Consider the following 16,063-nt stretch of genomic DNA (forward strand, 5'->3'; position numbering starts at 1 on the left):
GCCCCGTGGAACGGTGCTCGCAGGCTGACCAGAGTCCGGTCAGGCCACTAGGTCCGACAGAAGCGCGCGGACCAGACCGGCGATGCGCCCGTCCGCCTCATCCTGACCGAGTCCGGCGGTCATGACGGCCAGGATTCGCACGTCGGGCCCGGTCGGATCACCGATGTAGGCCACATCGTGGCGGTAGCCGTCGACCCAGCCGGACTTCGATCCCCATTCGATGCCGTCCTGCAGCGGCGTCGCGATCACCGGAATGCGCTGAGCACGCAACGCGTCGCGCGCCAGCGCTCGGGACGCGCGGGAGAGCCCGCCGCCCTCGTCCACCAGCACCCGCATCGTCTCGGCGAGATCGGCGGCACAGGTCTCGTTGGTCGCACCGGCCTCGAGCGCGCTCCCGTCCCCGATCAGCCGTTCCACCCGCGTCGCCGACAGGCCGAGGTCGGCGATCACCCTCGCCACGCTCTCGAGGCCCACGAGATGGACGAGGTGGTTCGTCGCCTCGTTGCTCGAGCGATCGATCATCCGCACCGCCAGGTCACGCACCGCAATCGGTTCGCCCTCGGCCGGGTGCGTCTGATCCAGATGATCCCCACCGAGACTGAACGAACGCCCGTCCGCCCCGATGAACGTCGACGTGGAGCCCACCATGGCGTCCAGATCCAGCTCTCCACGGTCGGCGGCATGCAGGGCGGCGAGGAGGACATGCAGCTTGATCGTGCTGGCGGCGTAGTAGGCACGGTCCGCCCCCTCGGACGCGAGCCGCCGGCCGTCCGCGTCGAGCAGGCAGTACGAGACGGCGACCTGGTCGGGAACGGCGGCGGTCGGGATCGGCATGCACCGAGCCTATCCGCGCAGAGTCGCAGGAGGGTCAGCGGGTGACGGGGATGTCCGTCAGTCGCCAGCGCCCCTGGACCTCCTCGATGGTCACGGTCTCCCCCACCGGGGTGCCGCCCGGGTAGACGATCTCGTCGACGCGCGTCGTGCCGCCGTCGATGCGTGAGTTCGTCCTCAGGTCAGCGAGTGGGCGGATCACGGAGTCGTCCCCGGTCACTCGGTGCAGCGCGGGGAACGTCGCCACAGGACCGTTCATCACGGCGATACCGCCATAGGTCTTCATCAGGATGACGTCCTCGGGCATCGGCACGTCACCCTTCGCGTCACTCACGCCGATCGACGAGCCGACCTCGTCGTCCAGTCTCGTGATCTCGAAGCGCACCACCAGATGATCCTGGACGAGACGGGCCGACGGAGCACGGAACCGCACCGGCGTGAGGTCGTCGAACTCCACACCCTCCTCGCCGGTGGCAACCGGGCCCTCGATCTCCGGGAGGTCCCGGGAGACGGTCTCTTCGGTCTCGACCGGGGTGTCGATGCTCAGCTCGACGCGCCGGTTCAAGGCCCGCCCCTCCTGCGTATCGTTGCTGGCCACCGGGCTGCTCTCGCCCTGCCCCGAGACCTCCAGCGGGTAGTCCTGGCCGTCGATCAGCGTTCCCAGGACGTCGGCGACGGCCTGGGCGCGACGCTCTGAGAGGTCCTGGTTGAAGGCCTCGTCATCGACGTCGTCGGTATGGCCGACGACCTGCACCGGCCCCGGCTCGTGCTCGGAGAGCGTCTGTGCGGCCTGGTCGATCACGGCCTGGGCGTCCTGCCCCAGGTCCGCCGAGCTGGAGTCGAACAGGACGTCCGCCCCGAGGCTGACGGTGGTGCTCTCCTGGGTGCTCTCGGTCCTGGTGGTGGTCGTGAGATCGGTGGTGTACGAGATCAACGGGTTGATCGGGGCGACCGTGACCGCGGAGAGGTCGAGCGGCTCCTTGGGGTCGATCTCGGGGATCTCGCCCTCGGTGACGGGGACACCGGAGAGCAGCCCGCCCTTGGGGATCAGCACCGAGACCTCGTCGGGCCCGAGATCTCCATAGACGAGGTGGAGGCTCTCCGTCCCCGCGGATCCGGAGCGATCCTTCCAGGCCGCCTCGGGCTCGGTATGCACCGAGCGGTCCTCGGCGTCCATGGCGATCATGGCGACCCGGTCCCCGTCGAGGTCGAGCAGCCGCAGGCCGTCGAGCTGGCGGGCGTCGACGTAGTCGCTGGAGGCGACCGATTCGAACGCGCGCACCGGCCCGAAGTCGAGGACGTCGTCCGGGTCGTCCGCGGTGATCTCGATCGTGACCACCAGGTAGTCACCGGTGCGAATCACCGAGGTGACCGCGACGTCCAGCTGGAGCGGGCCGTAGGTCACCGGCACGGACGGCGGCGGCGCGTCCGACGGGGAGGCGGCCCCGTCAGAGGCACCCCCGCCGTCGGACCCGTCGCTGTTCTGGCCGTCGCAGGCCGCGATCACCGGCGCGGTGATCAGTCCGCCGATCAGTGCGCGTCGTCGCATGGTGCTGCCCCTCCCCCTCGGCCCCTCAGAGAGCGAGCCTACGGGGAGACCGCGGGAGAGGGGAGCGATACCTCGCGGCTCAGGCGCCCTGACGACCGCCGAACTCGCCGGGGTTGCCGCCGCGGCGGCCTGCCTCGCCCTTGTGCAGAGCGGTGATCGCCTCGATCTCGTCGTCGGCGAGCTCAACCTCGAGGGAGGCGAAGTTCGACACGATGCGCTCGGGGGTCTCGGACTTCGGGATCACCACGTTGCCGAGGGCCAGGTTCCAGGCGATGACGACCTGCGCGGTGGAGGCGCCGTGCTTGTCGGCGATCTCCTGGACCACGGGGTCGGAAAGCTCGCCGCCGCCCTGGCCCAGCGGCGACCAGGACTCGGTGACGATGTTCTTGGAGGCGTGGAACTCGCGCAGCTCGGGCTGGTTGAAGTAGGGGTGGAGCTCGATCTGGTTCAGCACCGGCCGCACACCGGTCTCGGCCTCGACCTTCTCCAGGTCCTCGACGCGGAAGTTCGAGACGCCGATGGAGCGGATACGGCCCTGCTCCTGCAGCTCGATGAACGTCTTCCAGGTCTCGACCGCGAGACCGTTGGCGGGGGCCGGCCAGTGGATCAGATAGAGGTCGAGCTCCTCGAGCCCGAGATCCTCCATGGTGGCGTCGAAGGAGCGCAGGGTGTTCTCGCGCCCCTGGTCCTGGTTGGGGACCTTCGAGGTCACGAACACGTCATCGCGCGCGAGACCCGCCGACTTCAGGCCCTGGCCGACGCCGGCCTCGTTGTTGTAACCGCGGGCGGTGTCGATGTGGCGGTAGCCGGCCTCGAGTGCTCGGGCGACGACGTCGGTGGCCACGGAATTCTCCACCTGCCAGACGCCGAACCCGAGCTGCGGGATCGAACGGCCGTCGTGGAAGGGGATGGAGGGCGAGCTGGGCATGATTCTCCTCGTGATGAAACAGGTGAGTCGGCGACTCCCAGGCTAGCGTTTTCCTCCCGGCCCCGGGCGCTGGTCCGCCCGGCGTCAGACCGCGCAGACCCCGAGCGAGACGGGCCGGCTGCTGGGATCGGACTCGAGCCAGCGGGCGAGTTCGACGGGATGGAAGCGGTACTCGGCGAGGCGATCCAGGGGAAGCCAGGCGGTGCCCACCTGCCCCGGATCCGGCTCGGTGCCGATACCCGGTTCCTCGCCCTCGGCCAGGCCGGCCCAGTATGCCACGCTGACCTGGTGGAACGGCGGGATGAGGAGCTCGTAGAGGCAGGCCAGCTGATGGACCTCGACCAGTGCCCCGATCTCCTCGCGGCACTCGCGGATCAGCGCCGACACCTGGTCCTCGCCGTGCTCCTGGCCGCCGCCCGGCGGGGCGTACACGTCGCTGCCGTCGGGATCGATGTAGTGATTCATGAGCACGTGCGCATCGCGGACGATCAGCGCCTTCACTCCCAGTCGCGGTGAGCTCACGCGCGATCCTCCTCTCTCTGGCCAGGGTCGACGTTACCCAGCTGTGCCATCGCGCGCTCGCGCAGCTGCTCGTCGCCGGCCGCGGCCAGCAGATCCGCGACGGCCGACTCGTCCCGCAGCACGCCCACCAGTCGCTGCAGCGTCGCCAGGTGCTCCGTGGCGTCGCGGAGCAGGGGCATGGCCACCAGCTGCACGTCCACGGTGCCGCCGCTGCCGCCCATCTCCCCGAACGGCACGGGCCGGGCCAGGGTCGCCAGCGCGAGGCCGGGGACAAGGACATGCTCGGGATCGGCATGCGGGATCGCGGTGGGGATCGGCGTCGGCAGGCCCGTGGGGTAGCGCAGCTCGCGCTGGTGCAGGGCGTCGGGGAAGCCGGGCGTCACCGCGCCGTCGTCCAGCAGCCGTCCGGCCAGGGTGCGCAGCACGTCCTCGGCGCTGGCCACGTCGAGGCCGGAGAGGACGACGCCGAGCTCGAGGCGCGGCGCAGCAGGGTCGCGGTGACGAGGATCTGTGGTCATGGGGCCTCCCGGGTCGGTGCCACAGATTCTGTCATCCCCTCGCCCTGTCCCTGCGTACGCTGGGCGGATCCGTTCCCGCGCGTCCCAGGAGAACCGTATGCCCGCACCTCGCGACACCGCCGTGATCGTGCGGGCGGCCCGGCTCTACTACGAGCAGGGCCGTTCGCAGACGGAGGTCGCCCACGAGCTCGGGCTCTCGCGCTCGAACGTCTCCCGGATCCTCACCCAGGCGCGGGACCGCGGAATCGTCGAGATCGCGATCCACGACCCCGAGGGACCGCCGCGGCGTGACGAGGCTCTGGAGGCAGCACTGCGGGCGGCGTTCTCCCTGCGCGAGGCCCATGTCGTCTCGGCGCCGCGCACCACCGCGATGGAGGCGGTGGCCCGCCAGGGTGCTGCGGCTCTGGCCGAACGGGCCGCGCACGTGGGCGGCATCGGCGTCTCCTGGGGGCAGACGGTCCAGAACGTGGTCGCCCAGCTCGAGGCCCTACAGCTGCGGCCGACGCCCCGCGTCCTGCCCCTGGTGGGCGGGCACAGCGCGCTGGACCAGTTCGACTCCGGTGACTCCGTGCTCCGGGTGCTCGCCTCGCGGCTGGGCGCGCGACCGGAGACCCTGTACGCGCCGGCGGTGCTGGAATCGGCGACCACAGCGGCCACCCTGCGCTCCGAGTCGAGCATCGGGAAGGTGCTCGCCGCCGCCGCGCAGGTCGAGCTCGCCCTGGTGGGCATCGGATCCGTGGGCCTGCATTCCTCCCCGCACATCGTCTCGCTGATGAACCTCAGCGAGACCGAGCGCGCCGCCTTCGAGGCCCAGGACCCCGTGGGCGACGTGTGCGGGCGGTTCGTCGATGCGCACGGGGTGCCGCTGGGGGCGCCGACGGACCAGCGGGTGCTCGCGGTGACCTTCTCCGAGCTGCTGCGGATCCCCGAGGTGGTCGGCGTCGCGGCCGGCGCCGAGAAGGCCCCCGGGGTGCGCGGCGTGCTGCGCAGCGGGGCGATCGACACCGCGATCGTCGACGCCGAGCTGGCCCGGGAGATCCTCGCCCGCGCTTGATCCCCGCACGCGCCTTGCCCTGGAGCGCGCTCCAGGAGTCACACTCGGATCATGACCGATGGGATCGCGATCGCCGATGCGGCGGGGCAGCTCGCCCTGACCTCGGACACGCTGCGCTACTACGAACGGGCCGGCCTGCTGCTGCGGCCCGTGCCCCGCTCGGCCAGCGGGCAGCGCCGCTACGAGGACCCTGACCTCGCCTGGATCGCGCTGATCACGAGGCTGCGCGCGACGGACATGCCGATCCGCGAGATCCGCCGGTACGCCGACCTGGTGCGGGCGGGGGCGGGCAACGAGCAGGAACGGCTCGAGCTGCTGCAGGCCCACCGGCAGGTCGTGCTCACCCAGCTCGCCGACGTCACCGCCCACCTCGGGGCGATCGAGCAGAAGATCGGTATCTACGAGGACGCGCTTGACGTGGAGCGCGCTCCAAGGAGTTGTCTGGACCCATGACCATCACACAGCGCACCCTCGGCACCGCCTCCCCGCTCACCGTCTCCACCCTCGGCCTCGGCTGCATGGGCATGTCGGAGTTCTACGGCACCCCCGATCACGCCGGCGGCATCGCCACCATCCACCGGGCCCTCGACCTCGGGGTCACGTTCCTCGACACCGCCGACATGTACGGCCCGTTCACCAACGAGAAGCTCGTGGGCGAGGCCATCGCCTCCGCCCCGCTGGCCCGCGATCGGATCCAGCTGGCCACGAAGTTCGGCAACGAGCGACGGGCCGACGGATCCATGGTCGGCATCAACGGCCGTCCCGAGTACGTCCGCGCCGCCTGCGACGCCTCGCTGCAGCGGCTCGGCCTGGACCACATCGACCTGTACTACCAGCACCGCGTGGATCCGGAGGTCCCGATCGAGGAGACCGTCGGAGCGATGAAGGAGCTGGTCGAGGCCGGGAAGGTCCGCCACCTCGGGCTGTCGGAGGCGTCCGCGGCGACGATCCGTCGCGCCCACGCCGTCCACCCCATCACGGCCCTGCAGACCGAGTACTCCCTGTTCACCCGCGACATCGAGGACGAGATCCTGCCGACCCTCCGCGAGCTCGGGATCGGACTGGTCCCCTACTCGCCGCTGGGCCGCGGCATCCTCACCGGCGCCATCGATCGCTCGACGCTCCAGGACGGCGACAGCCGCGCCGCCGGCAGGTTCCCGCGCTTCGAGGGCTCGGCGCTCGATGCCAACCTGGAGCTGGTCGCGCGAGTGCGGGCAATCGCCGAGCGCGTGGGATGCACCCCGGGCCAGCTCGCCCTGGCCTGGGTCCTCGCCCAGGGCGAGGACGTGACGCCGATCCCGGGCACGAAGCGTGTGCGCTACCTCGAAGAGAACGTCGGCGCGGCCGACGTGACGCTGGATGCCGCCACGCTGAGGGAGCTCGTCGAGGCCGTGCCGCGGGGCGCCGTGGCGGGAGAGCGCTACGGCGACATGTCGACCATCGACCGCTGAGCTCTCAGGCCTGACCCTTCAGCACCTGCTCGAAGCGGGCGGTGAGCTCGAGATCCACGGGCAGCTGCTGGTCGTCGAGGTGGGAGATCGGCGCGGCCAGGCGGGTGGAGGACAGCAGCCACACGCCGTCGGCCGAGGTCACGTCGGCAGGGACCATCAGCTGCTCGCGGGTCTGCGTGCCCTCGCGCTGCAGGACGTCGAAGAGGCTGGTCACGCTGGTGCCGGGCAGCACGCCCGCGCTGACGGGAGTGGTGCTGTAGGTGTCGCCGTGGCGCACCAGCAGCGTGGACGTCGGTCCTTCGAGGACGTAGCCGTCGGTGGAGACGAACAGGACGTCGTCGGCGCCGCGGCGCCGGGCCTCGCGGGTCGCGGCCATGTTCACGGCGTAGCTCAGGGTCTTCACGCCCGGCAGCAGCCAGGGACTGGTCTCGGTGACGGTGGTGGACAGGCCGCGGTCCAGCACGGCGACGCGGATGCCGGCGCGGTACGGCGTCCAGTCGTCCGAGACGCGGGCGTGGATCCAGCAGGTGGGGGTGCCGGTGCCCTCGATGCCGCGCGTGAGCATCACGCGAACGGTCAGCTCGGGCACCGCCGGGTGCTCCGCGATCGCCGCGTCGATCGCCTGGGCGATGGTCTGCTGGTCCGGCTCCGGCAGTTCGGCCAGGGACGCGCTGCGTGCCAGTCGCTCCAGGTGGGGGCCGACGTTGACGGCCTTGCCGTCGAACACGCCGATCGTCTCGAAGACGCCGTCGCCGCGGGTGGCGACCAGGTCCGTGACCGAGAGCTGAGGGGCGTCGGGGTCGGCGAGGACGAAGAGATCGCCGCCGTCGGTCGGAGCCCCGGCGGCGCCGGGAACGAGGACGAGTACCGGGGCGGGGGTGTCCGTGCTGGACGAGGTCATGGCGCTGCTCCTGGGGTGAGGCGACCGGACCTCTCAGGATAGACCCTGCCGGCCCGTCAGCCTCGATGCTCCTGCGTGGAGTGGCCGATGCTCTCGCCGATGGCCGGGCCGCTGCCTTCGCCCGGTCCCATGACGTCGCCGATCATCTCGAGGATCCGGTCCAGGAGGGAGCCGCCCTCGTCGCCACCGGCGATCTCGATGCGTCCGCCCATAGTCGTGGCGCCGCTGGACTCCCCGCCGTCGACGAGACCCTGCATCCCGATCGGCATGCCACCACCGCCCGACGGGCCCCCGCCCTCGGTGCCTGCGGCTTCGGAGCCGAGCGCCTCCCCGGCGCCGCCTCCGGATTCGCCGCCGCCGGCGCCGCCACCGGAGCCTGAGCCGGCGCCGCTGCCTCCGGCTGAGCCGCCGCCCCCGCTGCCGTCGCCCGCGCCGCTGGAGTCGCTGCCGCTGGAGCTGCCGCTGCTGCTGCCGCTGGAGCTGCCGCTGCCGCTGCCGCCGGAATTGTCGCTGCCGACGGAGCTGCTGCTGGCGCCGGAGCTGTCGCTGCCGCCCGATGTGCTGTCGTCAGAGGTGCCGTCGGTGAGCGGGCCGTTGCCGATCACGTTGCCCAGGCCTCCGCCGAGGCCGAGGCCGGTCAGCAGATCCTGCAGACCCATTCCGGAATCGAGAGCGCGATCCAGGATGCCGGACAGCATTCCGCCGGTCAGGCTGCCCAGCAGCCCGCCTTGGAACGCGGCCCGGCCCTCCGGGGTGCTGAGTGCTTCGCGCAGCATCCCCGCCATGCCGTCGTCGCCTCCGAACACGCCTTCTGCCAGGCCCATGCCGGCGCCACCTGGGCCGCCGGAACCGCCGCCGGTCGCGCCGCCCGGACTGCCCGCGCCCGCACCGCCGCCGCTGCCGCTGCCGCTGCCGCTGCCGCTGCCACCCGAACCTCCGGCGCCGCCGCCACCGCCGCTGGACGTCGGGCCGTCGACGGTGGAGGCTGCCTCCTGCTCGTCGGCATGACCCATCAGACGACGCGCGTGGTGGCGCAGCTCGACGGAGCAGTCCTGCAGTCCCGGCCGGACCTTGCCGGTCCAGTCGGCGCGGAACGCGTCGGCGTCCTCGCCCACCCACTCGATGGTGTCGATGGTCGAGGACAGCCTCGCCTCCAGATCGGCCAGGAGCTCCGCTCTGCGCACGTAGATGGACCCGACCGACCGCAAGGCCTCGGTGTCCGCCCCCCAGAAGTGATTCATCGGCCCCTCGTCTCCCTCATCCCCACACCACGCCCCGTGATGCTCCCCGTGTGATGGCTCCACCGTATGGCCGTCGCACGATGGCGGCCATGGGGAGGACTACCCATGCCATCGGCAGTTCTCGCGAATCCGCCCGCGGTCGTACAGTGAGCGATCGTGACCGGCACTTCCCCGCAGCTTCCCTCCGCGCCCCACGCCCCGTGGTGGGCCGTCCCGGCCGCCGTCGTCGGCGGCGTCATGGGCGCCACCCAGGCACGCATCAACTCCGACCTCGCCGCCGAGCTCGAGGACGGCTTCGTCGCCTCCGTCATCTCCTTCGGCTCCGGTCTCGTGCTGATCCTGGTGCTGGTGGCCCTGATGCCGCGCCTGCGCCGGCTCTCCGGCACGTTCTGGCGGGACCTGCGGACCGGCACCTTCCCCTGGTATCTCGCGATCGGCGGTCTGGGCGGGGCGACGTACGTGCTGGGACAGTCGTTCTCCGTGGCGCTGCTCGGGGTGGCGCTGTTCATCGTCTGCGTGGTCGCCGGTCAGACGGTGACCGGGCTGGTCGTGGACCGGGTGGGGCTCGGCCCCGGCGGCGTGCGCCACCTGACCCCGATGCGCCTGATCGGTGCCGGGCTGATGGTGGTCTCCGTGATCCTGGCGATGTCGCGCGGGATCAGCACCGAGGCGCCCTGGTATCTGCTCGCGCTGCCGATGGTGGCCGGCGTCGCCATGGGCCTGCAGCAGGCCACCAACGGGCGCGTCACCCAGCACAGCGGCCATTTCATGGTCGCCACGCTGGGCAACTTCGTGGTCGGCACGGCGGCGCTGGGCCTGGCCGCGCTGGCGCACGTGCTCGTCGCCGGGCCGCCCGAGGCGCTGCCGGCGAACCCGCTGCTCTACCTCGGCGGCCCGATCGGCGTCGTGTTCATCGCCATGGCCGCCTATCTGGCGGGCCCGCTGGGCGTGCTGACCCTGGCGATGTCGACCATCGCCGGCCAGATCGTGGCCTCGGTCGTCATCGATGCCATCGCCGCGCCCGGGCACCTCACACCGCTGACGATCACCGGCGCCGTGCTGACCCTGGTCGCCGCCGCGGTCACGGCCTCGGCCCGCCGGCCCCGGGCCTGAGGAGCGGGCGCCCGCGGGTCAGCCGGCGAGGACCACGATCCGGCCGCGTTCGCGCCAGATGACGTGGAGGTCCAGCGGGTCGCCGGGGACATCGGCGTCGATGAGGTCGACGCGGGCGCCGCGGGGTGCCTCGCGCAGATCCGCCACGGCGACGGCATGTCCGGGCAGCTCGACGATGTCCGTGGTGGCCGGGGCCTGCAAAGGCACCTCGACCGGGTCGGCCGTCTCGTCCATGCCCAGGATCTCGGCGAACAGGTGGCCCTCCATGAGCTGCTCGGCGGCCTCCGTGCGGGCCTCGCCCTCGTCGTCGCGCTCGGCGAGGGCGTTCAGCGTGGCCTCGAGGGCGTCGGCGAAACGCTCCAGGTAGCCGCCCAGGTTCGGTGCGGCCAGGTACAGGGCGAGGTCCTCGCCAATGCCGTAGACGGCGCCGGGCGCTCCGTCGGGATCGATCGTGAGGATTACCGCGGCATCGGGCGTCTCGTACAGCGGGTAGAACGAGGTGGCCTCGCCCAGCAGCGTGTAGGGGCCGACGTCGGTGCGGTCCTCGATCTGCAGGGTCAGGACCCTCTGGCCGCACAGCTCGATGCCGCCGAGCTCGTCGGCGACCTGCTCGAGCGCGGGCGGCGGGTCCGCGGCGACCTCCTCCTCGGTCATGGCGAGACCGGGGATCAGGGTGACGTCCTGCTCATGGGTGCGGGCGAGGGAATCGATCCGATCCAGCACCGGCCGTACCGACAGCACGGGCAGGACGGGGGCCTCGGTGGGCCAGGGCAGGGAGTTGTTCATCGGCGTGCTCACGGCCTCAGTCTGTCACCCGATGGGCCGCCGCGCCGGGGCGCGTGATGGCGACCGACGCCGTCCCGGCCCGCTCGGGGTGCCTCGCCCGGTAGGCCTCCAGCCAGCGGCCGGCGAACTGCTCCGCCTCCACGGCGTCGACCAGGGCCCAGACGCTCCCGCCGAAGCCCGCTCCGAAGGCGCTCGCGGCGTGGGCACCCAGCTCCCGGGCCAGTCTCTGCAGGGTGATCGTCTCGGGTACCTGGTTGCGCAGGCCCCTCTCGGCGCCGGCCTGGGAGTCGTCGGCCAGGCGCCCGAACTCGGCGAGGTCGCCCTCCTCGAGGGCGAGTGCTGCGGCGGGGACGATCCGCTCGGACTCGGCGAGGAACTGCTCGAGGCGCCCGGCGAGGTAGTCGTCGTCGGCCGCGAGTTCCCGCAGGCGCTGAACGCTCGCGGGCCCGCTGCCGATCGCAGCCGCAAGGGAAGCGTCGTGCCTGCCGGTGTCCTCCTGCCAGCGGCGCAGGATCTCGCCCACGGCGAGGGAGACCCGGTTGTAGTCCTCGCGGGCGGCACCGGTCTTGGCGGCCTCCACCCCGCTGACGGCGATCACCAGGGCGAGCTCGTCCCCCAGAGCCACCGTGCGTTCGTGGCGGACGGGGCAGAAGGAGTACTGGACCAGGGCGCCGGGGACGCCGCAGAGCATCGCGGTGTGGTCCTCGCTGCCGCCGAACGTCCCCACGCCGCGGTGGCCGCTCAGCTCCCCGAAGCTCTGCCCGTTCTCGACCGTGCCGAGGTACTCGCCGAGCTGCTCGGGCGTAGTGATCGCGGTGGCGAAGGCCGGCTCGGCGGCGAGGCCGGAGAGGTCGATCAGCGCGAGGGCGAGGCCGACGACGAGCGCGGAGGAGCTGGACATGCCCGCAGCCAGCGGCAGTGTGGTGGTCACGGTGAGGTCGGCCCCGCGCAGGCGGCCGCGAAAATTCGCCGCGAGCCGGGCGGCGACCGTGCGGACGTACCCGCCCCAGTGCCCGTCGGCCGCGGCGGTGGGCTCCTCGAGGTGGTCGAGGTCGAGGTCGACGGTCTCGCCGGCCTCCTCGGAGCGCACCCGCAGCAGGCGGTCCGCGCGGGCCGTGGCGGTGACGGTGTGCCCGGCATCGACCGCGGCGAGCAGGGAGCGGCCGCCGGCGTAGTCGGTGTGCTTGCCGAGCACCTCGATGCGGCCGGGCACGAACCAGCGGGTCCGCTGCGGTGCGTCGCGGGCGGCTCGAGTCAGCGCGGTCAGCGCGTCGGTCACAGCCGCACCTCGATCCCGGCGAGGGCTTCCTGCATGGAGGCGATGTCGCCGCGGGAGGACATGTCCAGCACCCCGGCGGCCGACGGGACGACGGTGACGCTCTCGTCCTCGCTCACCAGCAGCCGCACGGCGTCGATGATCTCGTACTCCCCGCGCACGGACGCCTCGATGCGCGCGCAGGCGTCGAAGATCGCGGGGGTGAACAGCCAGGCGTTCATGGACACGGGCGCATCCTCACCGTAGGCGGCGAGGGTCTGCTCGTCGGGCTTCTCGACGATGTCGCGCAGGTGGCCGTGCTCGTCGGCGGCGACGAGGGCGAAGGCGCGTACGCGGTCGGCGGGGATGTTGGAGCGCTCGACCATGGCGGCACGATCGAAGCCCACCAGGGCGGTGCCGGGGGCGGCGGCGAGCGCGGCGAGGGCCTCGCGCGGATAGTAGTTGTCGGAGTTGACGACGATGACCCGCTCGTCGCCGGCGAAGCCGCGGGCGGCTGCGACGGCGTCGGCGGTGCCGCGCGGTTCGGCCTGGATGGCGGTGGTCACGGTGACCCGGCCACCGCTGACCGCCGCGGCGTACTCGCGCAGCGCATCGTGCTCGGGGCCGATGACCAGACACACCTCGGTGACGCCGACGTCGGCGAGCGCGGAGATGACGTAGTCGAGGAAGGGGCGGCCCACATCGATCAACGCCTTGACGCCGCTGGCGGCCACGGCGGCCTGGGCCGGGTCGAGCTGCGCGGCGTCGTCGGCCCTGCGCATGCGGGTGCCGAGGCCGCGCGCGAGGATCACGGCCCGACGGGCGGGTGCGGGAACGGTGGTGTCGGTGGCGCTCACCCGGGTGAGTCTAGAGAGCCGACGCCGGAGTGTGAGCCCTATCGCGAAGGCGACCACGGAGCCTGCAGGGTTTCTAGGCTGGTCAGCGCCGCGTCCGGTCGCGGCAGGAAGCGAGACCTCATGACCACCACGGCTGCCCCGCAGTCCTCCGCCGCGCGCTCCCCGTGGCGCATCGCCTGGGCCTCCATGGTGGGCACCTCGCTCGAACAGTTCGACTTCTATCTCTACGCCTACTTCTCGGCGTTCTTCGTCGGCCCGCTGTTCTTCGAGCCCCTGGGCCCGGCCGGCTCGACGCTGGCGTCGTTCAGCACCATCGCGGTCTCCTTCGTGATCCGGCCCGTCGGGGCGCTCATCTTCGGGCACCTCGGTGACCGGATCGGGCGGCGCGCCACCCTGCTGTGGACGGTCTCGCTGATGGGCGTGGCCACCGGGCTCATCGGGCTGCTGCCCACGTACGCCCAGGCGGGCTGGTTCGGTGCGATCGGCCTGGTGCTGATGCGCCTGGTCCAGGGCATCTCGCTCGGCGGCGAGTGGGGCGGCTCGGTGCTGCTGGCGACCGAGCACTCCCGGCCGCTGAAGCGCGCCTTCTACGCGGCGATCCCGCAGCTCGGCTCCCCCATCGGCTCGATCCTCTCGGCGGCGGTGTTCATCGTGCTCTCGGTGACGCTGCCCGAATCGGCGATGAGCAGCTGGGGCTGGCGCGTGCCCTTCCTGCTGGCGATCCCGCTGCTGCTGGTCTCGGTCTACCTGCGGCGCCGGGTCGAGGAGACCCCGGTGTTCATGCGGCTGGCGCGGGAGGGCGGCCGCGAACGGATCCCGCTGGCCGAGATGTTCCGCTCCCGGCCGCTGGCCCTGGTCATCGCGATCGGCGCCGCACAGCTGGGCATCGGCTCCTATGCGCTGATGAACACCTACACGATGAACTACGGCTCAGCGGTGCTGGGCTACCCGTATCTGCAGCTGCTGACCGCGGCCACCATCGGAGCCCTCCTGCAGCTGGTGACGATCCCGCTGTTCGGGGCGCTCGCGGCGCGCATCGGCTCGGCGCTGGTGGTGGGCCTCGGAGCGGCCGGGACGGCGCTGATCGCCTTCCCGATGTACCTCCTGCTGCAGTCGGCCGGGTTCGGGGTGCTGGTGGCGATGATGGTCATCGGCGGCATTCTGCCCACCATGTCCTGGGCGGCGCTCGGCGGCCTCATGAGCGACCTCTTCCCGGCCCGGTTCCGCCTGTCGGCGCTGTCGCTGAGCTACGCCGTGGCCGCGACGGTCAGCGGGCTCGTGCCGCTGGCGACCGCGGGCCTGGGCGCCTGGACGGCGCAGGCGTGGTGGCATCCCGGCGTCGTGCTGGTGGCGCTGTCCGCGGTCACGCTGGTCGCGGCGATCGCGGCGGGCCGTCACGCCGCGCGGTCGGACTGACCGGTCCCGGGGACGTATCGTGGGCGCCGCGTCAGGCAGCACCTCAGCCGCGCGGCATCACCGCTGATGCCGGCCCTGTCCCCGGAGGCTCCTCATGTCCGTTCTCGATCGCAGCGCGATCATCGCGCCCGTCCGCTTCAATCGCTGGCTGATCCCGCCGGCGGCGCTGGCCATCCACCTCTCGATCGGCCAGGTCTATGCCTTCAGCGTCTTCAAGTCGCCGCTGCAGGGCCGCTTCGACGTCGGGGAGGTCGCCGTCGGCTGGATCTTCTCCCTGGCCATCGCGATGCTCGGCATCTCCTCGGCGGTGCTGGGCACGTGGGTCGAGCGCGTCGGCCCGCGCATGGCGATGGTCGCCGCGGGCGGGTTCTGGGTCGCCGGGTTCCTGGTCTCCTCCCTCGGCATCTCCACCGGCCAGCTGTGGCTGGTCTACCTCGGGTACGGGGTGATCGGCGGGATCGGCCTGGGCATCGGGTACATCGCGCCGGTCTCGACGCTGATGAAGTGGTTCCCCGACCGGCCCGGCCTGGCCACCGGACTGGCGATCATGGGCTTCGGCGGCGGCGCGCTCATCGCCAGCCCTGCCTCGAACCGGCTGATGGCGCTGTACGGCGGCGGCCCGGAGGCCGAGAACCTCGTCGCGGGACTCACGCCGACCTTCGTGACCCTGGCCGTGTGCTACCTGATCGTCATCGCGGCCGGGGCCTACGTGGTCCGCCTGCCCCACCCGGACTGGAAGCCGACGGGCTGGAGACCCGAGCAGGCCAGCGCCCATGCGGCGCAGACCGGGGGCGCGGTCTCGGCGAAGCAGGCCATCCGCACCCCGCAGTTCTGGCTCCTGTGGATCGTGCTGTTCACCAACGTCACCGCCGGCATCGGCATCCTCGAGAACGCCTCGCCCATGGTCCAGGACGGGTTCGGCATCGGTGCCGCGGCGGCGGCCGGGTTCGTCGGCCTGCTGTCGATCGCCAACATGGCCGGCCGGTTCATCTGGTCCACCACCTCGGACTATCTGGGCCGCAAGGTCAACTACGCCCTGTACCTCTCCGTCGGCGCCGTGCTGTACCTGGTGCTGGCGACCGTCGGCTCCACCTCACTGGCGATCTTCGTGATCTCGGCGCTGGTGATCATCTCCTTCTACGGCGGCGGCTTCGCCACGGTCCCCGCGTATCTCAAGGACCTGTTCGGGGTGTACCAGGTCGGCGCGATCCACGGCCGGCTGCTGACGGCATGGTCCGCGGCCGGCATCGCCGGGCCGCTGATCGTCAACAGCATCGTCGAATCGCAGGCCGCCGCCGGCCACGACGGCATGGACCTGTACCGCCTGTCCATGTGGGTCATGGTGGGCGTGCTGGTGGTGGGCTTCGTGGCGAACCTGCTGATCCGCGCCGTGAGCTCCACGCACTTCGAGGACGAGAGCGTGGTCGCCGAGAAGGCCCGCGCCGACCGCGCCGGAGCCACGGAGGCGAGGACCGGCAGCGGCGCCGGTGGGGCGAGCGGAGGCGCCGCACGCGAGTCCAGCACTCCGGCGGAGACCGCGGCGGCCGTGTTCCTCGCCGTCGCCGTCGTGATCGGCCTGGCCTACGGCCTGTTCCAGACCGCCATCCGCGCCGCGGAGCTGTTCACGGGCTGACGGGGCCA

16 protein-coding genes are annotated in these 16,063 nt (G+C 72.0%); 6 read left to right on the top strand and 10 right to left on the bottom strand.

Annotated features, from left to right (window positions below):
- Window positions 1–39: 39 nt before the first annotated feature.
- The 5 genes from ACFQS2_RS00195 to ACFQS2_RS00215 form a co-directional block, all read right to left on the bottom strand.
- Window positions 40–834, bottom strand: coding sequence for a serine hydrolase (locus tag ACFQS2_RS00195; RefSeq protein WP_377792301.1), 795 nt, complete (start codon window positions 832–834; stop codon window positions 40–42).
- Window positions 835–868: 34 nt separating this feature from the next.
- The gene (locus ACFQS2_RS00200) at window positions 869–2,380 is read right to left on the bottom strand and encodes an OmpA family protein (protein ID WP_377792302.1); all 1,512 of its coding nucleotides are present in this window, start codon (window positions 2,378–2,380) and stop codon (window positions 869–871) included.
- A 79-nt stretch (window positions 2,381–2,459) separates the two neighbouring features.
- Window positions 2,460–3,308 (bottom strand): aldo/keto reductase, encoded by an 849-nt coding sequence (locus tag ACFQS2_RS00205; protein WP_377792303.1) that lies wholly within the window; start codon window positions 3,306–3,308, stop codon window positions 2,460–2,462.
- An 84-nt stretch (window positions 3,309–3,392) separates the two neighbouring features.
- Window positions 3,393–3,830 (bottom strand): NUDIX domain-containing protein, encoded by a 438-nt coding sequence (locus tag ACFQS2_RS00210; protein WP_377792304.1) that lies wholly within the window; start codon window positions 3,828–3,830, stop codon window positions 3,393–3,395.
- Window positions 3,827–4,348: a PTS sugar transporter subunit IIA gene (locus ACFQS2_RS00215; RefSeq protein ID WP_377792305.1), complete on the bottom strand. Its 522-nt coding sequence runs from the start codon at window positions 4,346–4,348 to the stop codon at window positions 3,827–3,829. Before ACFQS2_RS00215 ends, ACFQS2_RS00210 begins: the two co-directional genes overlap by 4 nt.
- Before the next feature lie 97 nt (window positions 4,349–4,445).
- On the opposite strand from ACFQS2_RS00215, the gene ACFQS2_RS00220 reads away from it, so the two are divergent.
- From ACFQS2_RS00220 to ACFQS2_RS00230, 3 genes are read left to right on the top strand one after another with little or no spacing between them, the layout of a single operon-like run.
- Window positions 4,446–5,402: a sugar-binding transcriptional regulator gene (locus ACFQS2_RS00220; protein ID WP_377792306.1), complete on the top strand. Its 957-nt coding sequence runs from the start codon at window positions 4,446–4,448 to the stop codon at window positions 5,400–5,402.
- A gap of 51 nt (window positions 5,403–5,453) precedes the next feature.
- The gene (locus ACFQS2_RS00225; protein WP_377018859.1) at window positions 5,454–5,855 is read left to right on the top strand and encodes a MerR family transcriptional regulator; all 402 of its coding nucleotides are present in this window, start codon (window positions 5,454–5,456) and stop codon (window positions 5,853–5,855) included.
- A 2-nt stretch (window positions 5,856–5,857) separates the two neighbouring features.
- Window positions 5,858–6,853 carry an aldo/keto reductase gene (locus tag ACFQS2_RS00230; RefSeq protein ID WP_377792332.1) on the top strand — a complete coding sequence of 332 codons (996 nt, stop codon included), beginning with the start codon at window positions 5,858–5,860 and terminating at the stop codon, window positions 6,851–6,853.
- Window positions 6,854–6,857: 4 nt separating this feature from the next.
- Here ACFQS2_RS00230 and ACFQS2_RS00235 read toward each other — a convergent pair whose 3' ends face one another.
- The gene (locus ACFQS2_RS00235; protein WP_377792307.1) at window positions 6,858–7,754 is read right to left on the bottom strand and encodes an aminodeoxychorismate lyase; all 897 of its coding nucleotides are present in this window, start codon (window positions 7,752–7,754) and stop codon (window positions 6,858–6,860) included.
- A 56-nt stretch (window positions 7,755–7,810) separates the two neighbouring features.
- Window positions 7,811–8,995 (bottom strand): WXG100 family type VII secretion target, encoded by a 1,185-nt coding sequence (locus ACFQS2_RS00240; protein WP_377792308.1) that lies wholly within the window; start codon window positions 8,993–8,995, stop codon window positions 7,811–7,813.
- Between the two features lie 156 nt (window positions 8,996–9,151).
- Here ACFQS2_RS00240 and ACFQS2_RS00245 point away from each other — a divergent pair, with 156 nt between their 5' ends.
- Entirely contained in the window at window positions 9,152–10,108 is a 957-nt protein-coding gene (locus tag ACFQS2_RS00245; protein WP_377792309.1) for a DMT family transporter, read from the top strand.
- 18 nt (window positions 10,109–10,126) lie between these two features.
- Here the strand turns inward: ACFQS2_RS00245 and ACFQS2_RS00250 are convergent, their stop codons facing one another.
- Genes ACFQS2_RS00250 through ACFQS2_RS00260 form a run of 3 tightly spaced genes read right to left on the bottom strand, consistent with a single transcriptional unit; the run spans window position 10,127 to window position 13,006 of the window.
- Window positions 10,127–10,906 carry a hypothetical protein gene (locus tag ACFQS2_RS00250; RefSeq protein ID WP_377792310.1) on the bottom strand — a complete coding sequence of 260 codons (780 nt, stop codon included), beginning with the start codon at window positions 10,904–10,906 and terminating at the stop codon, window positions 10,127–10,129.
- A gap of 4 nt (window positions 10,907–10,910) precedes the next feature.
- Window positions 10,911–12,173 carry a galactokinase family protein gene (locus ACFQS2_RS00255; protein ID WP_377792311.1) on the bottom strand — a complete coding sequence of 421 codons (1,263 nt, stop codon included), beginning with the start codon at window positions 12,171–12,173 and terminating at the stop codon, window positions 10,911–10,913.
- Window positions 12,170–13,006 carry a nucleotidyltransferase family protein gene (locus ACFQS2_RS00260; protein ID WP_377792312.1) on the bottom strand — a complete coding sequence of 279 codons (837 nt, stop codon included), beginning with the start codon at window positions 13,004–13,006 and terminating at the stop codon, window positions 12,170–12,172. The genes ACFQS2_RS00255 and ACFQS2_RS00260 overlap by 4 nt, the downstream gene beginning before the upstream one ends.
- Window positions 13,007–13,126: 120 nt before the next feature.
- On the opposite strand from ACFQS2_RS00260, the gene ACFQS2_RS00265 reads away from it, so the two are divergent.
- A complete protein-coding gene (locus ACFQS2_RS00265; RefSeq protein ID WP_377792313.1) occupies window positions 13,127–14,422 on the top strand; it encodes an MFS transporter in 1,296 nt (431 codons plus the stop codon).
- 94 nt (window positions 14,423–14,516) lie between these two features.
- Complete coding sequence (locus tag ACFQS2_RS00270; RefSeq protein ID WP_377792314.1) at window positions 14,517–16,055, top strand: OFA family MFS transporter; 1,539 nt, start codon at window positions 14,517–14,519, stop codon at window positions 16,053–16,055.
- Window positions 16,056–16,063: the final 8 nt, after the last annotated feature.

Source organism: Brachybacterium sp. GCM10030267 (assembly GCF_042666875.1).
GTDB lineage: Bacteria > Actinomycetota > Actinomycetes > Actinomycetales > Dermabacteraceae > Brachybacterium.

Coding starts and splice junctions, on each gene's coding strand:
- ACFQS2_RS00225 (WP_377018859.1), top strand. CDS start 5,454: ATGACCGATGGGATCGCGATCGCCGATGCGGCGGGGCAGCTCGCCCTG.
- ACFQS2_RS00205 (WP_377792303.1), bottom strand. CDS start 3,308: ATGCCCAGCTCGCCCTCCATCCCCTTCCACGACGGCCGTTCGATCCCG.
- ACFQS2_RS00265 (WP_377792313.1), top strand. CDS start 13,127: ATGACCACCACGGCTGCCCCGCAGTCCTCCGCCGCGCGCTCCCCGTGG.
- ACFQS2_RS00200 (WP_377792302.1), bottom strand. CDS start 2,380: ATGCGACGACGCGCACTGATCGGCGGACTGATCACCGCGCCGGTGATC.
- ACFQS2_RS00270 (WP_377792314.1), top strand. CDS start 14,517: ATGTCCGTTCTCGATCGCAGCGCGATCATCGCGCCCGTCCGCTTCAAT.
- ACFQS2_RS00215 (WP_377792305.1), bottom strand. CDS start 4,348: ATGACCACAGATCCTCGTCACCGCGACCCTGCTGCGCCGCGCCTCGAG.
- ACFQS2_RS00240 (WP_377792308.1), bottom strand. CDS start 8,995: ATGAATCACTTCTGGGGGGCGGACACCGAGGCCTTGCGGTCGGTCGGG.
- ACFQS2_RS00195 (WP_377792301.1), bottom strand. CDS start 834: ATGCCGATCCCGACCGCCGCCGTTCCCGACCAGGTCGCCGTCTCGTAC.
- ACFQS2_RS00220 (WP_377792306.1), top strand. CDS start 4,446: ATGCCCGCACCTCGCGACACCGCCGTGATCGTGCGGGCGGCCCGGCTC.
- ACFQS2_RS00235 (WP_377792307.1), bottom strand. CDS start 7,754: ATGACCTCGTCCAGCACGGACACCCCCGCCCCGGTACTCGTCCTCGTT.